Here is a 23,544-nt window from a genome sequence, read left to right as displayed (position 1 = left end):
TCGTTTGCCCTCCCCGGCCCTAATTTGGAACTCACGTTCCAACAGCAGAGGGTGGCTATCAATGCAGCAGCGCGAGCAACTGACGGCAATGGCAGGGGAGTATGTGGACTCCGGCCGCTTCCAGGCGGATCTGGAGACAATCGTCTCTTACCCGTCGGAAAGTTCGACGGCGGAGGGCCGGGTTGCGCTGAAGTCATACCTCGATGAGGTGATTGAGCCGGCATTTACCTCCTTGGGCTGCTCCGTTGCACGTTTCGACTCCTGGCGCGGCGGCAACAACTCATTCCTGCTGGCGACGCGGAACGAAGGCCCCGATCTGCCAACGGTTCTTTGTTATGGCCATGCAGATGTGGTGGACGGCCAGGCTGGGGCCTGGACCAACGGCCGGAGCCCCTGGCTGCTGAGAGACGAGGGGGACCGCTGGTATGGCAGGGGTTCGGCCGACAACAAAGGCCAGCACTGGATCAACATCGTGGCACTGCGGCTGCTCCTGGAGCAGCGGGGGACGCTGGGCTTCAACCTGGTGTTCCTCCTGGAAGGAGCAGAGGAAATTGGTTCCCCCGATCTCGCGGATTTTGCGCGTGAGCATAGCGATGCCCTGCAGGCCGACGTCTTCATCGGATCGGATGGGCCGCGCCTGGCAGCCGGCAGTCCCACGGTGTTCCTGGGAGCCCGCGGCGGCGTGACGTTCCATCTCACGGCAGACCTGCGCAGCAGTTCCTACCACTCGGGAAACTGGGGCGGCCTGCTGCGCAACCCCGCCACCACCGTGGCAGCTGCCGTGGCTTCCCTTGTGGACGGACACGGCATCATCAGGCTTCCGGAACTGCTGCCAGCTGGAATTCCGGACTCGGTTGCCGCCGCCCTGGAACTCGTCGATGTTGTTTCCAACCCCGGTGACCCCGAGTCCGACCCCACTTGGGGAGACGTTTCCCTGAGTCCCGCTGAGCGCTTGTACGCCTGGAACACCCTGGAAGTCCTGGCGCTCGGAGCCGGCAACCCGGCCAAGCCCGTCAATGCCATACCGGGCTCAGCCAGCGCCAGCCTGCAGCTCCGGTTCGTCCCGGGAACAGACACAGCAAACCTGGAATCCGCCGTCCGGCGACACCTCGATGCCGCCGGGTTCGGCATGGTGGACATCCGGGTGGGCCATTCCTTCCCCGCCAGCCGGCTCGACCCCGGCAGCCCCTGGGTTTCCTGGGCGCTGGCTTCGCTGGGGAACACCACCGGGCGGGCCCCCGTGCTGTTGCCCAACATCGGCGGCTCGCTGCCGAGCTTTGTCTTCGCCGAAGTGCTTGGCCTGCCGACGCTGTGGGTTCCGCATTCCCATCCCGGCTGCCAGCAGCATGCCCCCGATGAGCACCTCCTCAAGTCGGTGGCCCGTGAAGGGCTGCAGATTGCCGCCGGCCTCTTCTTCGACCTTTCCACCTCTGCAACCCCCGCGGGCGTCGCCCATTCCCAAAGTGCCGTACCGGCCAGCCCTGCTTCCTGAATCCTTTGGAGTCCCCATGACTATCCCGCAGCAAAAGAACCAGCCCGCTCCTGTCCAGGCGGAGGCCACTCAGTCCGCCACCCGGGGAATTGTCGCCGCAACCATCGGCAACGCACTTGAGTGGTTCGACGTCGCCATCTACGCGCTCCTGGCCATCTACATTGGCCGGAACTTCTTCCCAAGCCAGGATCCCGGCGTCGAACTCATCCAGGCCTTCGCCGTGTTTGGTGTCTCCTACCTGATCCGTCCGCTCGGGGGACTGGTGTTGGGTTCCTTCGCTGACCGGCACGGCATGAAAAAGGGCCTTACGGTCACCATCCGGCTCATGGTTCTGGGGACAGCCCTTCTGGCCTTTATGCCGGGCTACGGAACCATCGGCATCCTTGCCCCGATCGGAATCGTCCTGGCCCGCCTCATCCAGGGCTTTTCCGCCGGCGGCGAATTCGGCGCTGCCACCGCCTACCTCATCGCGCAGAACGGCAAGCGAAAAGGGTTCCTGGGCAGCTTCCAGTTCGCCAGCCAAGGGCTTGGCAGTCTGCTGGCTGCGATCTTCGTGGCAGTCCTCACCACGGTCCTCACCGACTCCCAAATGACCGAATGGGGCTGGCGCATCCCGTTCCTGTTCGGGCTGCTGGTGGGTCCGGCCGGCTTTCTGATCCGCAAGGAAATGAAGGAGGTCCCGCTTCCGGAAAAGGCTGAGGACGACAAGCACTCGCCCATCAGGGAGGTGTTCGCCACGCAAAAGGTGGGAATGCTGATCGCGGGAGGCGCGCTGGCTGTCTCCACCGCACTGAATTTCATCCTGCAATACATGCCCACGTTCGCCATCAAGCAACTCGGGCTCGAACCAGGCATCTCCTTCACCTCACTGATCATCACCGGCGTCATCCTGACCTTTGGAACGCCCGTTGTGGGGCACCTCTCGGACAAGTTCGGCCGCATGGCAATCATGGTGCCCACCGTGGTGGTGCTGCTGCTCGCCGTCGTCCCCCTGTTCCTGTGGGTGATCAGCGCCCGGTCCTTCCTGGTACTGGCCGTGGTCATGGCTGTCCTCGGCCTGCTCAAGGCGGCCTACTTCGGGGCGCTCCCGTCCGTCATGTCCGACGCCTTCAGCCCCCGCACCCGTGCCACCGGCCTGTCCTTCAGCTACAACACCGCAGTGGTGGCCTTTGGCGGGTTCACACCCATGATCGCTGCCTACCTGGTGCAGCAAACAGGACAGGCGGTGGCGCCCGGATACTACTTGGCGGTCATTGCCGTCATCAGCCTTGCCGCCCTGGCAGCAGGAGTGAAATACCGCGGAATCCGGTAGCTTCACGCCGCCCGCTCACTGTCACGGGTGAGCGGGCGTCGGGGTGCACAGACGAACGCGGATGAACAAATACTCCCAATTACTAACGGTCAAACCCTTGACCATTCTTGTAAAGCACTGATAGATCTAAAGGGCAGAAAGCGCTTCCTCGTTGCTTGCACCTCCTCAAAATCACTCGCGGGGAGGGTGCTGCCGCTTTGAATGAAACGTTCCAAAACTGTCGTGCGGCAGACTCAGCTGCCGCCGCATCAAAGGAGATGTTCTTTTGCCAAACCCCTCAATGTGTTCCCCGAAATCCCCAGCGGGCAGGGCATGGAAGGCCGCGCCCGCCGCTGCGGCTGCCACGCTCACCGCGGCGGCGCTGGCCTTCACCGGCGTCCCGCTGGCAGCTGCTGATCCCGGCCGGGGCAACCCTGCCGGTCCTGCAGCCCCGGCGGCTTCAGGCCTCACGCGCCAAGTGGAGAACCTGGACCGTGCCCCGGTTGCCGTACTGACGGACCAAGGCGTCAGCCTGGGCTGGCGCATGCTTGGCCTGGACAAGGACAGTGTTGGCTTCCAGGTCCTCCGTGACGGCGTCCTCATCACCCCCGAGCCCATCCGGAACACCACAACGTACGTGGACCCGGCGGGCACGGCGGACTCCAAGTACGTGATCAAGACCGTGGGCAACGGCAACGGGCAAGACAAGCTCAGTGCGCAGTTCAGCCCGCTGGCGCAGAACTACCTTCCCATCAAGCTGGAAAAGCCGGCCGACGGCGTCAGCAAGGACGGAAAGCCGTATACGTACAGCGCCAACGACTCCAGCGTTGCCGATCTGGACGGGGACGGCGCCTACGAGATTATTCAGCTGTGGAATCCGTCCAACGCGCAGGACAACTCCAAGTCCGGCTATACCGGCAACGTCTACGTTGACGCGTACAAGATGGACGGCACCAAACTCTGGCGGATCGACCTGGGCCGCAACATCCGGGCTGGTGCGCACTACACCCAGATGCTGGCCTACGACTTCGACGGCGACGGCAAGGCCGAGGTGGCATTCAAGACCGCAGACGGCACCACCGATGCGGCGGGAACCGTTATTGGTGATGCTGCCGCCGATTACCGCACCAGCGCCGGCTACGTCCTGTCCGGGCCGGAATTCCTCACCGTGTTCAACGGCGCCAGCGGCACCATCATGGACACTGTCCCGTACGACCCGCCGCGGGGTGCCGTTTCCGCGTGGGGCGACAGCTACGGCAACCGCGTGGACCGTTTCCTCGCCGGGGTTGCCTATCTGGACGGTGAACACCCCTCCATGATGTTCAGCCGCGGCTACTACACCCGAACCGTGCTGGTCACCTACGACCTGGTGGACGGCAAGCTGGCCAAGCGCTGGAAGTTCGATTCCGACATTGCCGGCGCCGAGTACAAGGGCCAGGGCAACCACAACCTGTCCGTCGCGGACGTGGACCAGGACGGCAAGGACGAGTTTGTCTTTGGCTCCATGACCATCGACGACGACGGCACGCCCCTGTACAACACCAAGCTGGGCCATGGCGACGCCATCCACACCGGCGACCTGGATCCTTCCCGCCCCGGCCTGGAGACCTTCGCCGTGCACGAGAGCATGTCGGCCAGCGGCAACCGCGGCGCAACGTTCCGCGACGCCGCTACCGGCGAAGTGCTGTGGAGCATTCCCGCCGTCAAGGACACCGGACGCGGTGCCACCGGGGACATCGATCCCCGCTTCCCCGGCTCCGAGAGCTGGGCCGTGGGCGGCGACGCTGCCTGGAACTCCTCGGTGGGCTATCTGATGTCGGCCAAGGGCGAACGCATCTCGGACAAAATCCCCGCAGCCAACTTCATGGCCTGGTGGGACGGCGACCTGCTGCGCGAGATCGTTGACCATGACTTCAACGCCGACGCCGGCATGGGTGTGCCCACCATCTCCAAGTGGAACTGGGAAACCGAAACCAGCGACCGGCTGCAGACCGCCACCGGTGCCCGGACCAACAACTACACCAAGGGCAACCCGTCCCTGCAGGCGGACCTGCTGGGCGACTGGCGCGAGGAGCTGGTGTTCCCGTCCACCGACAGTACCGAGCTGCGGATCTACACCAGCACCTCACCCACCGAGGTCCGGCTGCGCACCCTGATGCATGATCCGATGTACCGGACCGGCGTGGCCCGCGAGACGGTGGGCTACAACCAGCCCCCGCACCCGAGCTTCTTCATCGGCGAGGGCATGCAGGCCCCGGCCATGCCGGCCGTCTTCTATGCAGGCAAGACGAAGTAAACCGACCGCGGACGCGAAGGCGCCGCCCGCCTTGGGGGAAGGCGGGCGGCGCTTGCTTTTGGTTCGGTGCGGGTCAGTGGCCGCCGAGGTTGCCGCCCACGGGCGGCAGTCCGCCGTCAGTACGGCGGTCGTCCTGGCGGCGTTCGCCGGCGCTCAGGTTCTCGCCCTCCAGCGTGTCGTCGGACTCGCCGGTGGTGTCTACCAGTCCGTTGGTCTGGTCGAATGTGTGGCCGATCCTGCCGTCATCGAGGTCGGCGAGGGAGCCGGAGGTGCCGGCTGCCGACGTCGTGCCTGCTGCCGTGGTGCCAGAGATCCCCGTGCCCGCGTCCGCAGCACCAGTGGTGGCGCCTGTGGTGAGGGGCTCGGCGGGAACAATCGGCTCTGCCGGGACCACCGGGGTGGTCTCCGTAACCGTCACGTCACGCCGATCAGTTTCTTCCTTGTTGCCACTGGCGGCCATCGCCGCTGCTGCGCCCGCAGCCGCCGCAATGCCAACGCCGGCGGCAACCTTGCCGGAAACGCCGGCCTTGCCGGAATCGCCGCGGGAGGCACCCGCATGCTCAACACCTGGCGTTCCCACGGCGGAGCCGGCGTTGACGGAGCCGCGCCAGGCGCCGCTGGCGTAACCCTCATCCTCGATGAATTCCTTGAACTTCTGCAGGTCCGATTCGGCCTGCCGGTCAACGACGTTCAGCTTGTCGCCCACCTTCTCGATGAGGCCTTCGGGCTCGTATTCGAGGCTTAGGCGGATGGAGGTCTGGCCGCCTCCAACGTCTTCGAAATCGACGGCGCCGGCGTTCGTGGCGCCTTCGGTGGCGGCCCAAGCAACCCGGCGGTCCGGGACCTGCTCCAGGATCCTGGCTTCCCATTGCCTGCGGACGCCGCCGATTTCGGCCACCCATTCCAGCCTGTCGTCACTGAGCTGTGTGACGCTCTTGACGCCGCCCATGAAGTGCGGGAACTCCTCGAACTGGGTCCACTGGTTGTATGCGGTGCTCACCGGTACGTTCACCAGAATGCGTTTTTCCACCTTCGTGCTCATAACGTCTCCTTCGCTTTGTTACCGGGGACTGACGACCAGGGAAAAATCATCAGCATGCTTACCAACATACCTTTTGGCTGCTTCGGATTCCAGAGCGGGTTGTGAGAAAGGTGAAAACCACCGGTGCCTCGGCCTACCTAAGGCGCCACCACGACGCCATAAGAGCCCTCGTTGAGCGCGCTTGGTTTGTTGGAAGGAGCCACCACGCCGAAGTCATAGCCCTTGGCCCGGATGGCGTCGATGGTCTTGGACAGGTAGTCCCATTGAGATGCGGGGCAGGACAGGACGTCGTTGCCGTCGTGGAGCAGGATGATTGCACCCGGGGCAACCTCATCCAGCACGTACTTCTGGACTCCAGCTGCGCCGGGGCACTCGAAGTCGCCGGGTTCGCCGACCTCCCAGTGCCACTGGATGCCGCCGCTCATGCCGATGCTCCTGATGTATTTGAGCGCGTATGGGGTGCTGTTGCCGAACGGGAAGCGCATCAGCGTGGGTTTGGTGCCGGTGATCGAGCTGATCGCGGCATTGGTGCGGTCAACCTCCTGCTTTTGGTTCGCCTGGGTCAGGTCGGGGAAGTTGGCGTGGTCCCACGAGTGGTTGCCGATCACGTGTCCCTCGGCTTTGATCCGCCGGACGAGATCGGGGTACTGCTGGGCGTGGGAGCCCTGGAGGAAGAACGTGGCCTTGACGCCCTTCGCCTTGAGGACATCGAGGACAAAAGCGGTGCGTTCGGCCGAAGGCCCGTCATCGAAGGTCAATCCGATTAGTGGTTTGTCGGCAGCTTGGGCCGACGCGGCCGGCCCTCCGGCGATCAGGGCCAGAATCAAGCTCAGGGCAGCCAGGGCCATGACCGCAATCTTGCTTTTCATGGTGTTCTTTCCCTTCCCAAGGTTGCTTTCAACCTTGTTTAGGTGTAGCACCCTACGGGGGGCTTAAAGCGGGTGTAAACAGGTGCCAGGCGGCGACTGGGTAACTTCTTCGACCCCCAAAAACGCCGTTATCCCGGCGTTACCTTCTGCCCCGCAAGGCGGGGATAAACGGACGACGGCGGCGCCTGGCTCTCCATGGAATCGAAAGCCGGGTGCCGCCGTCGTTGGTTCTGGCTTGGGAGCGCTGCGTCAGTCCAGGTACTGGCCCACGAGCGCCAGGTTCTGGATGACCGCGAGCCCAAACTGCGCGGTGTCATTGGTGGAGACGGTGGGCGCCTCATCCACCGGTAGCAGCACGAACGGAGGCTCGATCTTCCGCAGCGAGAACGCTGATTCATGGTTCAGGTGCTCGCCGCCCTCGGCAAAACTCTCCCAGGCCCGGGCTGCGAGGTCACGATCATGCAACCTTGCCGCCGCGTACGCCGTGAGGCGGCTGTGCGCTTGGGTGAGGTAGATGCCCTCAAGCGGCTGGCCGACGGCTTCCACCTGCTCTTCCTTGGTGGCCAGGAAGAGCCGGCAGTACTGCAGCCAGGCCCGCTCAAACCCCGGATCAGCGCCCAGGTCCACCAGTTCGCTGCAGATTTCCACCAGCCCGAACACCGCGCTGAGGTGCGAAACCGAGATCTGCTCCCGGCCGGTATCGAACCGGCCCCTGTCCAGGTGGTACAACGCTTCGCCGGTGAGGAAGCCGTATTTGAGCGCGCCGATGTCCGCCATGGTGCCCAGCAGCCGGTCCCGGGACCGGGGGTTGCCCGTGCGCTCCCAGTCCGTGAGCCAGGTGGCCGCGAGCGAGCCCCAGTCGGTCCCCAGCCCCACGCCTAACGCACCCCGGTTGGGCCGGTAGGTGGCGGCATCCGGGCGGACCTTGCGGACCGGGTCCAGGCCCAGGAAGTTCTGGTCACTGTCCACCAGTTCGGTGAGGAGGTCCCCGGTGCGCTCGTCCGCCGTCAGGTAGTAGTAGAACCGGCGGTATGCGGGAGTGCTGATCCGCAGCTGCTTGGCGCTGCAGCCCCAGTGCTGGACATTGTGCCGCGAGCCCAGGCCTTTCCACGGGCCCAGGTGGTAGACGTCCACCTCGCCCGTATGCCGCGTCATGGCCTCGGCAAAACGGAAAATGTCAGCCCGGCCGGACCGCAGGTAGGAGTACCAGAGCCACAAATCGGGGGAGAGCTCGGAGTTGTCCCACGCGTAGCCGCCTACGTCGTACCGCCACACGTGCCGGTCGAAGTCGTAGGTGTGCATCACGTCGCCGTAGTTCCAGAAGCCGTACCAGCGCCGCTGTTCGACCTGGCCGGCATAAAAATCGAACAGGAAGTCCAGCCGGTCCTCGAGGCGTGCCCGCGCCGGGGTGGTGCGGTCCACCGGGGCCCAATCGCCGAAGACGCCCGCCGAGTGCAGATACTCGGGAGTGGCCTGCAGCAGTGCGGGGGAGGACGCGGAGGCGGCGTCGGCTGCCAGGCTTTCCGTTGACGGCGTGGCGTCGTAGGCGAACAGAGTCAACTCATGTGTGCGGGCAATCCCTGTGGGGTTGCCAAACCCCGGCTCGTAATCCTCATAGGTGATCTCAAGGCCCTCGAGCTGTTCCTCGAACGTGTCCTGGCCCAGGCCGTCGTGATAAAACCGCAGGTCCATGGGCTGCGCCTCGGGCGAGAACAGCCATGCTGTGAGGTTTGCTTCGCCGGCGGCGGCGCCGCGGATATCCAGCTGCCCCGGATGGGATTGCCAGAAGTCCTTCACCCCAACCCCAAGGCCGCCGCGGGTATCGCTCAGCGAGCAGAAGCCGGCCGAGCGGGTCCCGCCGGAGATTCCCACCCAGCCGTAGCCAGCGGCGGTCCGTTTGCGGAGTTCGAAGCCGTCGGCGCTGAGCTGGGTCAGCGTGTAGTCGCCCCAGGCGGGGATCAGGTGCAGGCGTTCGGAGACCTCCGGGTTCCAGGATTCCGGCGGGGGAGTGGCGCGTCCGGCGATCTGTGCTTCCCGGACTTCCCCGCCCGGGTCCCGGCGGAGTCCGGTCAGGCCGCGGACGGCCTCGGTGAGGAAGCCGCCGTCGGCCCCCGCAATGCGGATGTGCCGGTTGTGCAGTTCGGCCTCCAGCGGCACGGTGAAGCGGACGCCGAGTCCGGCCAGGAAGTCGCGGTCCGCGTCGCCGTCCCAAATGAAGGAATGCACCATGCGCACGCTGCGGGCCTTGGCGTGGAAGTAGAAGCGCACCACGAAAGGCAGCCAGTTCCGTTTGCCGCTCTCAGGTGCGTCCGGGCGGTGGTTGCCTTCCAGCCGAACCACCGCGCGCACGGGGCCGCTTTGTTCCAGGACGACGGCGGTGACCTCGCCGGTGAAGGCCTGGCGCCCCACCGTTCCAGCGCCTTCCGGAATGCCGTCCTGCAGCAGGCTGACCAGCCGGGCGTCGCGGGCAACAGCTTTGCCGTTGCGCGAAAGGCTGCGGAACAGGGTGGAGCCGCTGCGGTCGATCACCATGTGCAGGACGCCGGTGTCCACGGTGAGGGCGTCGGCACTTTCGGTGACCGTGACCGAGGCATTGCCCGACGCCGGCTGGCCGGCTCCGATGGCTGTGCCGGCGTCGGACGTCACATGGTAGGTGTCCAGCGGCGAGCCTGTGGCCGGGAGCGCGACGCCCGCCCACTTCAGGGATCCGTCCGGCCAGGTGGCCAGGGGCCAGGCCTGGCTGGGCACGTGGGTGCCGGTGGCATCCGCGACTGCCAGTGCCTCCACCCCGGGCACTGTGCCGCGGGCGAACGGCATGCCCCAGGTGGTTCCGCCGCTGATTTCCCTAGGGGCCTGTCCATCGATCCACCTGATGAGAGTGTCCGCCATGTATCCAACTCCATTGTCCCGCGCAGTGAAAACGCTTTCTGATACGTTTCAAAATAGCCGTGTGGATCTTTCCCTGCAAGGGCGGTCCACATACGGATGCCCACCGTCCCAGCAACGGCGGGCATCCGAGTCTATGGGCAGGCCTGCTTGGCGCCTGCATGTCCGGGCCTGCGGGTCAGTCGAGTGGCAGAGTCACGGTCACGCTGGTGCCCAAACCGGGGGTGGCGCTGATGTCCACCGCCCCGCCCGCCTCCTGCACGGCGACCGCCATGAGCCGCAGGCCGTAGCCGTGGTGCCGCCCGCACGTGGCGAGGTTGCTGTCAAAGCCCGTGCCGTCGTCGGCCACTACCAGGCGGATGCCGTGGTCGACGGCTGCCAGTTGGATGTTCAGCGTGGAGGCGGCCGAGTATTTGAAAGCGTTGCTGAGTGCCTCCCGCGCGGACTGGTACAGGAGGGACGCGCAGTCCGCCGGGATCTCGACGCCCCAGTGCGGAGTATCCCAGTGGACCGCGGTCCCGCGCTGCCGCAGGGGTGCCGTCAGCCGGTCGATGCAGCCTGCCAACCCCAACGTGTGGAAATCCAGCGGCTGCCGGTCTGTCAGCACGCCTCCCACGGTTGTGACGTCGGTGTCCAACGCTGTTCTGCTTCCCATGACTTCCTGCTCCCCACAAGCTGGTTGGGCTGATAGCTCCAGCGTGGACCCGCAATGTCTAGGGAGGGCAAGGTTTGCCTCAAGATCGCATCAATTCTGCGCGCGGAGCGTGACGGGGTGCATTCTGCCTTTGTTTCACGGTGCACCAGTTGGGGTGAAGGCCAGGACCGGTACCGTGAGCTGGCCGTCCCGCATGGTGGCTACCGCATCCGTCATCGGCACGAACTCGGTGTCATGCGTGACCATCACCGTGGCCACCCCGAACTCCGTGGTCACCTGCCGCAGGAGGCCGATGATCGCGGCACTGCGCTCGTGGTCCAGCGCGGCGGTTGGCTCATCCACCAGCAGCACCTTGGGACTGCCCATGAGTGCCCGGGCAATGTTCACCCGCTGGCGCTGGCCACCGGAGAGCTGGTGCGGCAGCTTCCGGGCACTCACTGAAAGGCCGACGACGTCCAGCAGTTCGGCTGCCCTCGACCTGGCGGCTTTGGCGGACTTTCCGCGCAGGTGGTCGCTGATGATGAGCTGTTCGACGGCGGTGAGCGAGGGGAGCAGGTTGGGCTGCTGGAAGATGATGCCCACCTTGTCCCGGCGCAGTGCGGTGAGTTCCCTGTCCTTGAGGCCTGCGGTATCGGTGCCGTCGATGAGCACCTGCCCGCTGGTGGGGCGGACCAGGGTGGCGGCGGTGGCCAGGAGGCTGGATTTCCCGGAGCCGGACGGGCCCACGAGCGAGACCAGCTGCCCCGCCTGGGCGGTGAGGCTGACGCGGTCCAAAGCGGTGGTGGTTCCGCCGCCGTCGGGGTATTCGAGGGTGACGTTGACCAGGTTCAGGGGGGCAGAGGTGGACATGAAGGGTTCCTTTCAGGGGATGGGAGGAGGGTTAGTTGCCGCCGAGCGCCAGGAGCGCATCGACCTTGGTGACGCGGCGGACGGCCAGCGCGGCTCCGGCCAGGCCCAGGGCAATGATTCCGACGACGGGAACCACCGTGGTGCCTGCGGTCAGCTGGAACGGGGCGGCCTGGGCCGCGAGTGCACCGGCGGCAACGCCCACGGCCCCGCCAACTCCGGCTCCCGCCAGCAGCACGATTGCGGCCTGGGTTATGGCATCCCGGAGGATGTAGGAGCTGGGCGCGCCCATGGCTTTCAGGACCGCGATGTCCCTGGTGCGCTGGATGGTCCAGACGGTCAGGAAAGCCACGATCACCAGTGCTGAGATTCCGTACAGGAACGCCTGCATCAGGGTCAGCGATCCGTTCTCGCTCTTGAAGGAGCCCAGCGCCTGGAAGGAACCAGTACGGGACTCGCTGACCGTGTTGGCAGTGGCGTTTGCTGCCGCTTCGTCGACCCGTGCCCCGTCCGCGTAGGTAACGGCAACGACCGTAGCCAGCTGCCCGCCGTCGGACACGTGCGCTGCCTTGGCCCACGCGGGCAGCGCCGTCCACACCACGCTGGTGTGCGCGTACCACTGGTCCGGCACCACCGCGGCGACGGAAAGCTCCACGCCGCCCAGGGACACCGTGTCCCCCTGGCCGACGGACAGCGCCTCCGCCACTGAGGTCCCCACCACGGCAGTGCGGGCGGAGACCTCGACGGGCGCCAGCGGGCTGCCGGGCGAGACACCGAAGACGGCAACGTTGGCCGTGCCCGAACCGGTGGCCGTCTGCGCCCGGGTCTGGGTGATGCCCAGTGGCTCGGCGGACTGGACGCCGGGCTGGTTCTTCCAGCTGTCCACCTGGCCGGCCGTCACGGAGCTTTCCGTGTAGGACGCCTTGGGGGTGCTGGAGCCGGGGGCACCGAAGGCGATGGCGTCTACCGGTCTGGCGGCTGATGCGCCAAGCCTGCCAATGGCGGACGTCGACTGTTCGGCGAGGCCCGCGGTCAGGCCTGACAGCATGACCAGCAGGAGGGTGATCAGGGCTACGACGCCGCCCATCATGGCGAACCGGCCTTGGGCGAAGCGGATGTCGCGGATTGCCAGGAACACGTTGTTTCTTCTCTCAGCAGGGGTGGATTCTTCTGTAGTTCCACTCTCCCCGCGGCGGCCGGCCGTGGCATCGCCGGGACGGTTGATCCGTGGGAATGGAAGGGTTGAGTCCGGAGTCAACCTTTCGGTTGATCCGCGGCAGGCCGTCCCGGCATAAGCTGATGAAATGCCCGCCACGCCCCTGCCGCAAACACCTGAGAGAGCTGGCGGCGCCCCGGCAAAGGGACCGCTGAACGCCCTGGAAAATGCGTCGTCGGCGGCCATCCTGCGGGTCCTGCGGGTCACCCTGCACACGGGGTTCGCCGTGCTGCTGGCTGTGGCCCTGGTCCGGATGCTGATGGCTGGCGGTTCGCTGAGCTGGCTGTGGGCGTGCACCGCCGTCGTCCTCGCCGCTGTGTACCTGGCCGGCACGGTCCTCGAGAAGCGCCATGCCGAAGCCCGGATCGGCTTCAACCCCCGCCGCTACGGCCTGCTGTGGCTTGGCCTGGTCACTGCCCTGTGGGCCTTCCTGCTCGCCGGAAGCGCCGATTTCGCGTGGCTGGCCTTTCCCATTTTCTTCCTGCACCTGCACCTGCTGCCCCGGCGGGCGGCGCTGCCGGCGATTGGGCTGATGACCGTGGCGGTGGTCGCGTCCCAGTGGGCTGCCAGCGGCACGCCCGTGCCGCACGCGGCGGCTGTGGTGGGACCCGTGCTGGGTGCAGTGTTCTCGGTGATCACCGGGCTGGCCTACGCGGCCCTCTACAGGGAGGCCGAAAACCAGCGGCGTGCGGCGGACGAGCTGCGCCGGACGCGGGAGGAGCTGGCCCGGTCCCAGCATGAGGCCGGTGTGCTGGCGGAGCGGGAGCGGCTGGCCCGGGAAATCCATGACACCCTGGCGCAGGGCCTGTCCAGCATCGTGCTGCTGGGCCGGGCAGCGGAGCAGTCGCTCGCGGACGGTGATGCAGCCACAGCTTCGGCGCGGCTGGCGCTGGTGCAGGAGACCGCCGCGGACAACCTTGCGGAGGCCCGCAGTTTTGTCCGCGGCCTGTCCTCGCCGCAGCTGGAGGGGACCACCCTGGTGGAGGCGCTGCGGCGGCTGTGCGACAGCACCCAGACTGGTGCTGCCGCCTCAGGGGTGGCGTTGCGGTGCCGGCTTGAGGTGGACGGCGAACCGCAGGATTTGCCCCAGCCGGTCCGCGTCACCCTCCTGCGGGCGGCGCAGGCGAGCCTGGCAAACGTCCGTGAACATGCCCGGGCCGCGACCGCCGTCGTCACCCTTGCCTTCCTGGGCACCGAGGTGACCATGGACATTTACGACGACGGCACGGGCTTTGATCCCTCAGCTGCGGCAGGTGCCGCGGACACAGCAGACGGCAGCGGGTTCGGGCTGCGCTCGCTGCGGGATCGCGTGGCCGCGTTGAACGGCTCGCTGGCCTTGGAATCCACGCCGGGCGAGGGCACTGTGGTGGCCATCCGGCTGCCGGTGGATGGGGGCCATCGTGGGTGAAGTGCGCGTCCTGCTGGTGGACGACCACCCCGTGGTCCGAGCGGGCCTGCGCGCCATGCTCACCGGATTCGAGGGTATTTCCATTGCCGCCGAGGCCGCTGACGGGGCGGCTGCGCTGAGGGAACTGGCCCGGCTGACTGCGTTGGAAGAGGCTCCGGACGTAGTCCTCATGGACCTGCAAATGGGGGAGGGGATGGACGGGGTCACGGCCACTGCCGAGATCCGGAAGCTCGCTGCGCCGCCGCCGGTGCTCATCCTGACCACCTATGACACCGACGCGGATATCCTGGCCGCAGTGGAGGCCGGGGCCAGCGGCTACATGCTCAAGGACGCTCCGCCGGAACAGCTGCGGCAGGCTGTTTTGCAGGCCGCAGCGGGCGGCACGGTCCTGGCGCCCAGGGCCGCAGCGCTGCTCATGGACCGGATCAGCAACCCAGGGACCTCCCTGACGCCGCGCGAGGTGCAGTTGCTGGAACTGCTGGCCACGGGCCTGTCCAACCGGGCCATCGCCAAGCAGGTCTTCATCTCCGAGGCCACCGTGAAGACCCACCTGGTGCACATCTACGGCAAGCTTGGCGTGGACAACCGCACCGCCGCCATCGCCGCGGCAACGCAGCGGCGCATCATCCGGCCGCCGGGTGCCAAGGGCTGAGGTGCAGTAGGTTTATTCCACTGCGTTTCAGGTGCCGTTATTTCAAGGTCACGTTGTTCAAAGGAGAATGAATGTCCCATCCGGTTCCAGCCGTTGATGCCCTTCTTGCCACCTACGGTGCGGCCGACGCCTGCGCGGCCGACCTCCTGTGCGACAGCCACGATCCCAGCGCCGTTGCCTTCACGGTGGTCGCAGCCGACCTCTCCGCGGAGGACATCACCTACGGCGAGCTCCGGGAGCGCTCGGAACGGGGAGCAGCTGCCCTGGCAGAGCTGGGGATCGGTCCCGGAGATGCGGTGGCCACCCTGATGGGAAAGTCGGCAGACCTGGTGGTCATGCTCCTGGCCATTTGGCGGCGCGGGGCTGTCCACGTGCCACTGTTCACGGCCTTCGCGTGGCCGGCCATCGAACTTCGCCTCACAGCCTCCGGCGCAAAGGCTGTGATCACCGACGCCGACCAGCGGGCCAAGATCCAGGAAACCGCGGCCGCCGTCGTGGTTGCCGGTGCAGAAGCATCCGCGCCGAACCTGGCGCTTACGCCGCTCCTGGCCAGGCAGGAACCGGGGATCGCGGCCGAAGCTGTGGGAGGCGACGGTGCCCTGGTGCTGATCTTCACGTCCGGAACCACGGGCGCCCCCAAGGGTGTGCCGGTGCCTCTCCGGGCGTTGGCGGCTTTCCGCCAGTACGTCGAACTGGGCCTGGACGTCAGTGAAGAGGATGTCTTCTGGAATGCCGCAGACCCCGGCTGGGCCTACGGCCTGTACTACGGGATTCTGGGTCCCATGGCGGCGGGACGGCGGAACCTCCTGCTGCGCCCCGGGTTCTCCCCGGAACTCAGTTTCAAAGTATTGGAGGCCTTTTCCGTCACCAACTTCGCGGCTGCTCCCACGGTGTACCGCACCATGCGCGCGAAAACGGACGCCGGAACGGGCCCCTTCCGGCTTCGGCGCGCCTCATCGGCCGGCGAACCGCTGACCCCCGAGGTGATCAGCTGGGCCCGGGAGGTGCTGGGCGTCCCGGTGCGGGACCACTACGGACAGACCGAACACGGAATGATGATCATCAACGCCTGGCACGACGACGTGAGGACGGAGCTCAGGCCAGGTTCCATGGGCCGCCCGCTGCCGGGGTGGAGTTGCGCGGTCCTCAAGGACAACGCGGATGAACCGGCCGCGCCCGGTGAACTGGGCCGGGTCGCCGTCAACGTGGCTGAAAGTCCCATGATGTGGTTCACGGGGTACAGGGATGCGCCGGATAAGACGGCCGAACGATTCAGCCCGGATGGTAAGTGGTACTTGACCGGGGACGCGGGCATGATGGACGCGGACGGCTACTACTTCTTCTCCTCCCGTGATGATGACGTGATCATCATGGCCGGATACCGGATTGGCCCTTTCGATGTGGAGAGCGTCCTGGCCACCCATCCGGCAGTCCTGGAAACTGCCGTGGTGGGCGCTCCCGACGAACTGCGCGGAGAAGTGCTGGAGGCCTATGTTGTCCTGGCGGACGGGACCACCGGCAGTGATGCCCTGGTGGCCGAACTCCAGACCATGGTCAAGACGCAGTTCGCCGCACACGCCTATCCGCGCCGCATCCACTTCGTGGAGAACTTGCCAAAGACGCCATCAGGAAAGCTGCAGCGCTACATCCTGCGGCAGCAGCGGGCCGCGGAAGCCGGCAGTTAGCAGGACGGGTACGGACGACGGCGGGCAGAAATCTTCAGCCTGTTCCGGCGCCTTTTGCGTTTGGGGCTGTTAGCGTGGAGGCCCAGCCAACGAAGGAGGAGCGATGTCCATCAATTCACCTGATTCACTCCCTGAGGATGAGCCGCAGGAGGGCTTGGCGCCCAGTAAAGGCAGTGCCGACGGCGGGATCCCCGGCGGGAAGGACGGCGTCGGGATTTCTGATGGTGCCGCGCCCAACACCTTTGAACCCGAAGAAGATCCGGACGCCGCGGCGGATCCCGCTGACTGAACGTCCGGGAAGCCCCTCAAGGTTGGATCAAGATTGCCCGAAAACGCTGTTTTCGGGCATCTGACCAAGCTACTGGCCGGTAATTTCTTATTTGCTTCCACGTCAGTTCCCCGGCGGGAAGCATTGGAAGCCCCCGCGCTGGAGCGAGACTCGCGCGGGGGCTTCCCCCCAACTCTTGTCGTGATTTCCCTACCGCGCAGTGGCCACGAGGTTGTAGTGCTCAACCACTGGAAACGGCTCGTAGGAGCGGTGCAGCAGCGAGCGCCACTGCTGGTACTCCGGGGATCCCCGGAAACCGACAGTGTGGTCCTCCATCGACTCCCACTCCACGAGCAGCAGGTAGGTGCTGGGAGATTCGATGGAGCGCGACAGGGACAGGGAAATGAAGCCTGGCATGGACGAGATAATCGGTTTGGCCTGGCCGAACGCGGCCTCGAATTGCTCTTCCTGGCCCGGGATGACCGGAAGCAGCGCATGTTCTGTGATCACCCGGCAAGTCTGGCAGATGGCCACGCGAACGCCTGGCTAATCGGTGGTGATCCAGTAGCGGCGCTTGCCGTTGCGCGTGTCCTCGTACCGGCCGCTGTTCTTCTCGATGGTTGCCCGTGAGCCGGCGTTGTCCTCATCGCAGGTTAGGAGAACCCGCTCGATCCCCAGGGCCTGCGCCAGGGGAAGCGCGTCAGCGAGAGCCTTCGCAGCGTGACCCCGGCGCCTGGCGGAGGGCCTGACGCTGTAGCCGATGTGCCCGCCTTCGTTGAGCAGGTAGTCGTTAAGCTCGTGCCTGATGGCCAGCGACCCAAGGAACGTGCCGCCGTCGACAATCCACAGGTAGGTGCAGGGCACGTAGCCGGGCTTCCGCGCCGTCTCCGGCAGGGCGTCCTTGATGAGGACGTCGACGAAGCGGCCGAACACCTGGGCATCCTGGAGATCCTCCACCGACCAGCCGTCTGCGCCCGCACCGTCCTGCCGGGTACCGGCAAACTCTGCTGCTGCTTCGAGCCAGGATGAGTGGAAGCTGACGTTTGGGGCGGTGAGCTGGGCCATTACAGGATCCTATGTCGCCCGGGGTGGCTGCCAGTCGCACGGGAAGCGTATTCCCGGGAAATACCTGCGGGCCTGTACTATCGCCCCGGACCCAAGTTGCGGTCTGGAAGGGGACAATTTATGGTGCGCACTCTCGCGGCAACTGCAGCCCTCGGGGATCCGATCGGGCGGGACGAACTACTGCAGGAATACGGTTTGGCATCCCCAACCGGCGACGCTGTGCGTGTCACCGCTGCCGAGCAGTCAATGGAATCCCTTCAGAACCTCGTTGAGCTGGCCGCCAAACTCTGCGGGGTACCCTACGGCGTGATCAACGTTGTCACGTCCGACGAGCAACGTCAGGTGGCCGCCGTCGGGTTTGAAGCCGCCGTCTGTTCCCGGCAGGACTCCATGTGCGCGAAAGTCTTCCTCACGGGGGAAACGACTGTTGTTCATGATGCCTCCCAGGACCCGCGGTTCGCCTCGAATCCATTCGTTACGGGCGAAATAGCCGCCGTACGCTTTTACGCCTCTGTCCCTTTGGAAACCTCATCAGGATTCGTGATCGGATCCTTGTGCGTATTCTCCGATTCGTCTGCGTCCCCCACCGGAGACCAGCTGGGCATGCTGGAAACCCTGGCCCGCCAGGCAGTGGAACTGCTCGAACTCCAGCGGCGCACGCTGCAGCTGAACAGCGCCCTCGATGAAGTGCGGGAAAGCAACGCAAAACTGGCAGAGTTCGCCGGCCGCGTCAGCCACGACCTGCGCGGACCCCTGACCACCATGCTTGGGTATGTCGAGATGGCGGAGGATGAAGTGGACGGCGGCCACCCGGCTGTGGAGTACCTTCAGCTCGTCGGCGCAAGCGGTCAGCGAATGCTCGCCATGCTTGAGGACGTCCTGAACTACTCAAGGGTGGGCGGCGCCATCCAGCGGCAGCTTGTATCCCTCCACACTGTGGCGGCCGAAGTGGCCAACGACCTGGGACTATCCTTCGGACCTGGCTCGGTGCTGGCCAGCGATGATTCGAAGCTGCAGGTGGACCCCGGCCAGCTGCGCATCCTGCTGCAGAACCTGGTGGCCAACGCCGTTAACTACCGGAGCCCGGACCGGGACCTCAAGGTTCGGATCAGCGGCACCTCCAATTATCACGGGACCACCGTGTTGGTGGCGGACAACGGCAAGGGCATTGCCCCGGCGGACCGGCAGCGCGTGCTGGAACCCCTGGTCCGGCTCCACAGGGAGGGCGACGGACAGGGTTCGGGCCTGGGGTTGGCCACGTGCCGGCGGATTGCTGAAGCGCATGGGGGAGAGCTGAGCCTGACAGAGACACCGGGCGGCGGTACCAGCGCGGTGATCAGCTTTCCCGCCCAACATTAGGAGACGCCCTAAAAGGGTCCGGGCCGGCTGCGGGATGCAGCCGGCCCGGACGCGTGGTCACATCACCTAGTTCAGGTCGAAGCGGTCCAGCTCCATGACCTTGGTCCAGGCGGCCACGAAGTCGTTGACGAACTTCTCCCTGGCGTCCTCGCTGGCGTAGACCTCGGAGAGTGCCCGCAGCTGCGAGTTGGAGCCGAAGACCAGGTCCACCGGGGTGGCCGTCCACTTCAGCTCACCCGTGGCAGCGTCGGTGATCTCGTAGACGTTTTCCTCCGACTCGGACGCCTTCCACTTGGTGCCGGGCGAGAGCAGGTTGACGAAGAAGTCGTTGGTCAGCGCCTGCGGCTTGTCCGTCAGCACCCCGTGGCTGGAGCCGGCCACGTTGGTGCCCAGTGCACGCATGCCACCCACGAGCGCCGTCATCTCCGGGGCGGAGAGGTCCAGCATGTACGCCTTGTCCAGCAGGAGGGTCTCCGGCTGGATCTTGGCGCCCGGTCGCAGGTAGTTGCGGAAACCGTCTGCCCGCGGCTCCAGGTACTGGAAGGATTCGACGTCGGTCTGGTCCTGTGAGGCGTCCGTACGGCCCGGACGGAACGGCACTGTGACGGGGAACCCGGCGTCGGCTGCTGCCTTTTCCACGGCTGCGGCGCCGCCGAGGACGATCAGGTCCGCGAGCGAAACCTTCTTGCCGCCGGACTGTGCCGAGTTGAACTCTTCCTGCACGCGCTCAAGCACCGGAAGTACCGTGGACAGCTGCTCCGGTTCGGAGGCCTCCCAGCTGCGCTGCGGCTCCAGCCGGATGCGGGCGCCGTTGGCGCCGCCGCGCCGGTCGGTCTTGCGGTACGTGGCAGCTGACGCCCAGGCCGTGCCCGCCAGTTGCGGGATGGTCAGGCCGGAGTCAAGGAGCTTGGCCTTGAGCTGGGTAATGTCCTGCTCGCCGATCAGTTCGTGGTCGACGACGGGAACGGGATCCTGCCACAGCTGCGCCTCCGGGACCCAGGGGCCCAGCATGTGCGGGCCCACCGGTCCCATGTCGCGGTGCAACAGCTTGTACCAGGCCTTGGCGAACGCAAGAGCGAACTGGTCCGGGTTCTCCAGGAAGCGCCGGCCGATCTTCTCGTAGGTCGGGTCGAAGCGCAGCGACAGGTCCGTGGTCAGCATCGTGGGGCGGTGCAGCTTGTTCGGGTCATGGGCGTCCGGGATGATTTCGGGACCATCCTTGGCAACCCACTGGTGGGCGCCGCCCGGGCTCTTGACCAGTTCCCATTCGTACTCGAACAGGATTTCCAGAAAGCGGTTGCTCCACTGCGTGGGCTTGTCAGTCCACGTGACTTCCAGGCCGGACGTGATGGTGTCGCCGCCCTTGCCGCTGCCGTAGGTGCTGAGCCAGCCCAGGCCCTGCGCCTCGAGGTCCGCGCCCTCCGGCTCGGGGCCAACGTGCGCATCGGCAGGGCCGGCGCCGTGGGTCTTGCCGAACGTGTGGCCGCCGGCGATCAGCGCGAAGGTCTCTTCGTCATTCATGGCCATGCGCTTGAACGTTTCGCGGATGAACGCGGCCGCCGCCACCGGGTCCGGGTTGCCCATGGGCCCTTCGGGGTTGACGTAGATCAGGCCCATCTCGGTGGAACCCACGCTGTCCGCCATGGTGCCCTCGCCGGTGTAGCGCTCGTCGCCGAGCCAGGCGTCTTCAGGACCCCAGAAGATCTGTTCGGGCTCCCACACGTCCTCGCGGCCGAAGGCGAAGCCGAACGTCTTGAAACCCATGGATTCGAGGGCAACGTTGCCCGCGAGGACCAGCAGGTCCGCCCAGGAGAGCTTTTGGCCGTACTTCTGCTTGACGGGCCACAGCAGGCGCCGTGCCTTGTCCAGGTTGGCGTTGTCCGGCCAGCTGTTCAGGGGTGCGAACCGCTGGCTGCCATCGCCCGCTCCGCCGCGGCCGTCGTGGACTCGGTAGGTTCCGGCGGCGTGCCAGCTGAGGCGGATCATCAGCCCGCCGTAGTGGCCGAAGTCCGCCGGCCACCAGTCCTGGGAGGTGGTCAGGACCTGGCTGATGTCCTGCTTGAGGGCTTCGACGTCGAGCTTCTTGAATTCCTCGCGGTAGCTGAAGGAAGGGCCCAGCGGGTTGCTTGCCTGGCCGTGCGTGTGCAGCACGGAGAGGTCCAGCTGGTTGGGCCACCAGTCCTGGTTGGTCCGCGGCCGGGTCCCCTTGGGTTGCGGCGAATCGATCGCCGGGTTTTCGCTTTCACTTCCCTGCGCAGTGGCACTGCCATGGGCCACCGGGCACCCGCCCTCAGCCTTCTGGTCCTGGCCCTGCGCGCTCCCGGGAGTGGGGACCGGGGGATGGTCTTGGGGATCGGTCATGTGCTTATTCCTTCCGTTGGGCCGAGGCCGCGGTTGGACTCGGGCAGCCGGTGCAACCCTCCTATTTGAACATGGACGGGTGACTGCAGAAGACCCGCCTACGCGACGGGTGAAACCCGCCGGTCATCGCGCTCGCCGAACGTGCCTGGCCCGACGTTTCAGGAACGGCCACGATATAGGGGCGGAATATCTGCCTGACGCGGTGGCTTGTCGCTAAAGGGCCGTCGTAGGCACAAACATGTCGGCCCAACGCCCCGGCGCGAGCCAGCGCGCGGGCCTTCCGCCACAGCGGAAGGCCGTGCTGACGCGCGGACACACCCAGCACCTACCAGAAGGAGCACTATGACCAACGGATCAGGAACAGCAGCGGGCAACGGACGGACCGCCCTGGTAGTAGGGGCCACCGGCATTGCAGGGTCCGCCCTGGTGGACACCTTGACTGGCGAAGGCTGGGAAGTCCTTGCCTTGTCCCGCAGGCCCGGAGCCGAACGCCCCGGGGTCAGGTGGCTCTCCGCAGACCTGACCTCGGCGTCCTCCCTGGCCGCCGTGCTTGGTCCGGAGAACCCTTCACATGTCTACTTCACCGCCTGGTCGCGGCGGGCCACCGAGGAAGAGAACATCGCCGTCAACGCGGGCATGGTGCGTGACCTCCTCGCAGCCCTCAGCGGAAAGGACGTGGCCCACGTCGCGCTGATGACTGGCCTCAAGCACTATCTCGGACCGTTCGAGGCGTACGCCGCCGGGGAAATGCCGGACACGCCCTTCCGTGAGGAGGAGCCGCGCCTTCCGGTGCCCAACTTCTATTACGCCCAGGAGGACGAACTCTGGGCGGCAGCAGCGCGGCAGGGGTTCACCTGGTCAGTGCACCGTGCCCACACCGTGATTGGGCATGCGGTGGGCAACGCCATGAATATGGGCCTCACGCTCGCCGCGCAGGCCACCCTGTGCCGGGACAGCGGGGAGCCGTTCGTCTTCCCGGGATCCGAAACCCAATGGAACGGCCTGACCGACATGACGGACGCCGGCCTGCTTGCCGAGCACATGCTCTGGGCTTCCACCACTCCCGGAGCTGCGAACGAGGCCTTCAATATCGTCAACGGGGATGTGTTCCGCTGGCGCTGGATGTGGCCGAAACTTGCCGCCTACTTCGGCGTCGAGTGGGAGGGGTACCAGGGGGAGCCCCGACCCCTCGAGCAGTCCATGGCGGGCCGTGAAGACCAGTGGCGGCGGATTGCCGCGGACCACAACCTCAGCGAACCGGAGCTGGACCGGGTGGCGTCCTGGTGGCACACAGACGGTGACCTGGGGCGCGGCATCGAGGTGGTCACGGACATGGGCAAGAGCAGGGACGCCGGCTTCACGGGATACCGGCGGACGCTGGACTCCTTCACCGCGCTCTTTGACCGTTACCGCGCCGACAAGCTGATTCCCTGATGGTGGCGCCCGCCGTGGTGCGGCAAATCACGCTTGGTGCGCTGCGCCCAGCTCGATGAGCAGGACGCCGCCGATGATGAGGCCGAGCCCCAGCATCATGACGGGCGTGATTGCCTCCTTGAAGAAGACGCGGCTGGCCAGGGCGGTCAGTGCGACGCCGGCCGCGGCCCAGATGCCGTAGGCAACCCCCAGGCTCATGCCTTGGGCCAGGGTCAGAGTGAGGAGCGTAAACGCCAGGACGTATCCGACGCCGACAGGTACGTACCAGCGCCGCTTCCCGGTGGAAGCGACCCGCAGGAGCAGGGTGGCGGTGACTTCAGTCAGGATCGCCGCGGCCAGCAGCAGCCACATCATTGGCTGACCATTTCCTTCACTGGGTCCTCGGCGGGCACCTTGTGTGAGCCGAGTTCAACGCACAGCACCCCGCCAATCACCATGGCAACGCCAATCATCATCACCGGCGTGAGTGCCTCGCCGAAGATGAGGGCCGCCAGCAGCACGGTGAGGGTTACGCCCAGCGCGGCCCAGATGCCGTAGGCAACACCGAGGCCCAGGCCTTTGCGGAGGACTCCTGCGAGGAACGCGAAGGAGGCGGAATAACCGAGGACAACCACGATGAAGAGGGCAGGATTATCAAGGGCCGCCTTCAGGGCGAGGGACGCTGTCACCTCACTCAGGATGGCGCCGGCGAGGAAAATCCACTTCATCTAAGCAGTCCT

20 protein-coding genes are annotated in these 23,544 nt (G+C 66.1%); 9 read left to right on the top strand and 11 right to left on the bottom strand.

The window, feature by feature from the left end:
• Positions 1-61 precede the first annotated feature (61 nt).
• The 3 genes from ACTAQI_RS14000 (at position 62) to ACTAQI_RS13990 (ending at position 5,079) form a co-directional block, all read left to right on the top strand.
• On the top strand, positions 62-1,492 hold the full coding sequence (locus tag ACTAQI_RS14000; protein ID WP_457946661.1) for a M20 family metallopeptidase: 1,431 nt from the start codon (positions 62-64) through the stop codon (positions 1,490-1,492).
• A 16-nt stretch (positions 1,493-1,508) separates the two neighbouring features.
• Complete coding sequence (locus ACTAQI_RS13995; protein WP_457946659.1) at positions 1,509-2,804, top strand: MFS transporter; 1,296 nt, start codon at positions 1,509-1,511, stop codon at positions 2,802-2,804.
• A 280-nt stretch (positions 2,805-3,084) separates the two neighbouring features.
• Complete coding sequence (locus ACTAQI_RS13990; RefSeq protein ID WP_457951061.1) at positions 3,085-5,079, top strand: rhamnogalacturonan lyase; 1,995 nt, start codon at positions 3,085-3,087, stop codon at positions 5,077-5,079.
• 73 nt (positions 5,080-5,152) lie between these two features.
• Here ACTAQI_RS13990 and ACTAQI_RS13985 read toward each other — a convergent pair whose 3' ends face one another.
• From ACTAQI_RS13985 to ACTAQI_RS13960, 6 genes are all read right to left on the bottom strand, one after another.
• The gene (locus tag ACTAQI_RS13985; RefSeq protein WP_457946658.1) at positions 5,153-6,121 is read right to left on the bottom strand and encodes an SRPBCC family protein; all 969 of its coding nucleotides are present in this window, start codon (positions 6,119-6,121) and stop codon (positions 5,153-5,155) included.
• Between the two features lie 137 nt (positions 6,122-6,258).
• Positions 6,259-6,990 (bottom strand): polysaccharide deacetylase family protein, encoded by a 732-nt coding sequence (locus ACTAQI_RS13980; RefSeq protein WP_457946657.1) that lies wholly within the window; start codon positions 6,988-6,990, stop codon positions 6,259-6,261.
• A gap of 249 nt (positions 6,991-7,239) precedes the next feature.
• Positions 7,240-9,879, bottom strand: a complete 2,640-nt coding sequence (locus tag ACTAQI_RS13975) for an exo-rhamnogalacturonan lyase family protein (RefSeq protein ID WP_457946656.1) — start codon at positions 9,877-9,879, stop codon at positions 7,240-7,242.
• A 175-nt stretch (positions 9,880-10,054) separates the two neighbouring features.
• Positions 10,055-10,531 (bottom strand): sensor histidine kinase, encoded by a 477-nt coding sequence (locus ACTAQI_RS13970; protein WP_457946655.1) that lies wholly within the window; start codon positions 10,529-10,531, stop codon positions 10,055-10,057.
• A 135-nt stretch (positions 10,532-10,666) separates the two neighbouring features.
• Positions 10,667-11,380, bottom strand: a complete 714-nt coding sequence (locus ACTAQI_RS13965; RefSeq protein WP_457946653.1) for an ABC transporter ATP-binding protein — start codon at positions 11,378-11,380, stop codon at positions 10,667-10,669.
• Between the two features lie 31 nt (positions 11,381-11,411).
• Positions 11,412-12,515: an ABC transporter permease gene (locus tag ACTAQI_RS13960; protein ID WP_457946652.1), complete on the bottom strand. Its 1,104-nt coding sequence runs from the start codon at positions 12,513-12,515 to the stop codon at positions 11,412-11,414.
• A gap of 166 nt (positions 12,516-12,681) precedes the next feature.
• On the opposite strand from ACTAQI_RS13960, the gene ACTAQI_RS13955 reads away from it, so the two are divergent.
• The 4 genes from ACTAQI_RS13955 (at position 12,682) to ACTAQI_RS13940 (ending at position 16,627) form a co-directional block, all read left to right on the top strand.
• Entirely contained in the window at positions 12,682-14,001 is a 1,320-nt protein-coding gene (locus ACTAQI_RS13955; protein WP_457946651.1) for a sensor histidine kinase, read from the top strand.
• Positions 13,994-14,653 (top strand): response regulator, encoded by a 660-nt coding sequence (locus tag ACTAQI_RS13950; protein ID WP_457946650.1) that lies wholly within the window; start codon positions 13,994-13,996, stop codon positions 14,651-14,653. The genes ACTAQI_RS13955 and ACTAQI_RS13950 overlap by 8 nt, the downstream gene beginning before the upstream one ends.
• Before the next feature lie 71 nt (positions 14,654-14,724).
• The gene (locus ACTAQI_RS13945) at positions 14,725-16,338 is read left to right on the top strand and encodes an AMP-binding protein (RefSeq protein WP_457946648.1); all 1,614 of its coding nucleotides are present in this window, start codon (positions 14,725-14,727) and stop codon (positions 16,336-16,338) included.
• A 103-nt stretch (positions 16,339-16,441) separates the two neighbouring features.
• On the top strand, positions 16,442-16,627 hold the full coding sequence (locus ACTAQI_RS13940; protein ID WP_457946647.1) for a hypothetical protein: 186 nt from the start codon (positions 16,442-16,444) through the stop codon (positions 16,625-16,627).
• 189 nt (positions 16,628-16,816) lie between these two features.
• Here ACTAQI_RS13940 and ACTAQI_RS13935 read toward each other — a convergent pair whose 3' ends face one another.
• Together ACTAQI_RS13935 and ACTAQI_RS13930 are read right to left on the bottom strand one after the other, a co-directional pair.
• A complete protein-coding gene (locus tag ACTAQI_RS13935) occupies positions 16,817-17,116 on the bottom strand; it encodes an antibiotic biosynthesis monooxygenase family protein (RefSeq protein WP_457946646.1) in 300 nt (99 codons plus the stop codon).
• Between the two features lie 36 nt (positions 17,117-17,152).
• Entirely contained in the window at positions 17,153-17,671 is a 519-nt protein-coding gene (locus ACTAQI_RS13930) for a GNAT family N-acetyltransferase (RefSeq protein ID WP_457946645.1), read from the bottom strand.
• A 120-nt stretch (positions 17,672-17,791) separates the two neighbouring features.
• Between ACTAQI_RS13930 and ACTAQI_RS13925 the strand changes: the two genes are divergently transcribed.
• Positions 17,792-19,030 (top strand): GAF domain-containing sensor histidine kinase, encoded by a 1,239-nt coding sequence (locus ACTAQI_RS13925; RefSeq protein WP_457946644.1) that lies wholly within the window; start codon positions 17,792-17,794, stop codon positions 19,028-19,030.
• Positions 19,031-19,096: 66 nt separating this feature from the next.
• On the opposite strand, the gene katG is transcribed toward ACTAQI_RS13925, so the two are convergent.
• Positions 19,097-21,391, bottom strand: coding sequence for a catalase/peroxidase HPI (katG, locus tag ACTAQI_RS13920; protein ID WP_457946643.1), 2,295 nt, complete (start codon positions 21,389-21,391; stop codon positions 19,097-19,099).
• Between the two features lie 342 nt (positions 21,392-21,733).
• Between katG and ACTAQI_RS13915 the strand changes: the two genes are divergently transcribed.
• Positions 21,734-22,825: an SDR family oxidoreductase gene (locus ACTAQI_RS13915; RefSeq protein ID WP_457946641.1), complete on the top strand. Its 1,092-nt coding sequence runs from the start codon at positions 21,734-21,736 to the stop codon at positions 22,823-22,825.
• A gap of 27 nt (positions 22,826-22,852) precedes the next feature.
• Here ACTAQI_RS13915 and ACTAQI_RS13910 read toward each other — a convergent pair whose 3' ends face one another.
• The gene (locus ACTAQI_RS13910) at positions 22,853-23,179 is read right to left on the bottom strand and encodes a DMT family transporter (RefSeq protein WP_457946640.1); all 327 of its coding nucleotides are present in this window, start codon (positions 23,177-23,179) and stop codon (positions 22,853-22,855) included.
• The gene (locus tag ACTAQI_RS13905) at positions 23,176-23,532 is read right to left on the bottom strand and encodes a DMT family transporter (protein ID WP_457946639.1); all 357 of its coding nucleotides are present in this window, start codon (positions 23,530-23,532) and stop codon (positions 23,176-23,178) included. Before ACTAQI_RS13905 ends, ACTAQI_RS13910 begins: the two co-directional genes overlap by 4 nt.
• Positions 23,533-23,544 lie beyond the last annotated feature (12 nt).

The sequence above is a fragment of the Pseudarthrobacter sp. alpha12b genome, assembly GCF_054130495.1.
This window is presented reverse-complemented; position numbering and strand designations above follow the sequence as displayed.

Coding starts and splice junctions, on each gene's coding strand:
- ACTAQI_RS13975 (WP_457946656.1), bottom strand. CDS start 9,879: ATGGCGGACACTCTCATCAGGTGGATCGATGGACAGGCCCCTAGGGAA.
- ACTAQI_RS13910 (WP_457946640.1), bottom strand. CDS start 23,179: ATGATGTGGCTGCTGCTGGCCGCGGCGATCCTGACTGAAGTCACCGCC.
- ACTAQI_RS13995 (WP_457946659.1), top strand. CDS start 1,509: ATGACTATCCCGCAGCAAAAGAACCAGCCCGCTCCTGTCCAGGCGGAG.
- ACTAQI_RS13985 (WP_457946658.1), bottom strand. CDS start 6,121: ATGAGCACGAAGGTGGAAAAACGCATTCTGGTGAACGTACCGGTGAGC.
- ACTAQI_RS14000 (WP_457946661.1), top strand. CDS start 62: ATGCAGCAGCGCGAGCAACTGACGGCAATGGCAGGGGAGTATGTGGAC.
- ACTAQI_RS13915 (WP_457946641.1), top strand. CDS start 21,734: ATGACCAACGGATCAGGAACAGCAGCGGGCAACGGACGGACCGCCCTG.
- ACTAQI_RS13945 (WP_457946648.1), top strand. CDS start 14,725: ATGTCCCATCCGGTTCCAGCCGTTGATGCCCTTCTTGCCACCTACGGT.
- ACTAQI_RS13980 (WP_457946657.1), bottom strand. CDS start 6,990: ATGAAAAGCAAGATTGCGGTCATGGCCCTGGCTGCCCTGAGCTTGATT.
- ACTAQI_RS13940 (WP_457946647.1), top strand. CDS start 16,442: ATGTCCATCAATTCACCTGATTCACTCCCTGAGGATGAGCCGCAGGAG.
- ACTAQI_RS13905 (WP_457946639.1), bottom strand. CDS start 23,532: ATGAAGTGGATTTTCCTCGCCGGCGCCATCCTGAGTGAGGTGACAGCG.
- ACTAQI_RS13955 (WP_457946651.1), top strand. CDS start 12,682: ATGCCCGCCACGCCCCTGCCGCAAACACCTGAGAGAGCTGGCGGCGCC.
- ACTAQI_RS13965 (WP_457946653.1), bottom strand. CDS start 11,380: ATGTCCACCTCTGCCCCCCTGAACCTGGTCAACGTCACCCTCGAATAC.
- ACTAQI_RS13925 (WP_457946644.1), top strand. CDS start 17,792: ATGGTGCGCACTCTCGCGGCAACTGCAGCCCTCGGGGATCCGATCGGG.
- ACTAQI_RS13970 (WP_457946655.1), bottom strand. CDS start 10,531: ATGGGAAGCAGAACAGCGTTGGACACCGACGTCACAACCGTGGGAGGC.
- ACTAQI_RS13990 (WP_457951061.1), top strand. CDS start 3,085: ATGTGTTCCCCGAAATCCCCAGCGGGCAGGGCATGGAAGGCCGCGCCC.
- katG (WP_457946643.1), bottom strand. CDS start 21,391: ATGACCGATCCCCAAGACCATCCCCCGGTCCCCACTCCCGGGAGCGCG.
- ACTAQI_RS13930 (WP_457946645.1), bottom strand. CDS start 17,671: ATGGCCCAGCTCACCGCCCCAAACGTCAGCTTCCACTCATCCTGGCTC.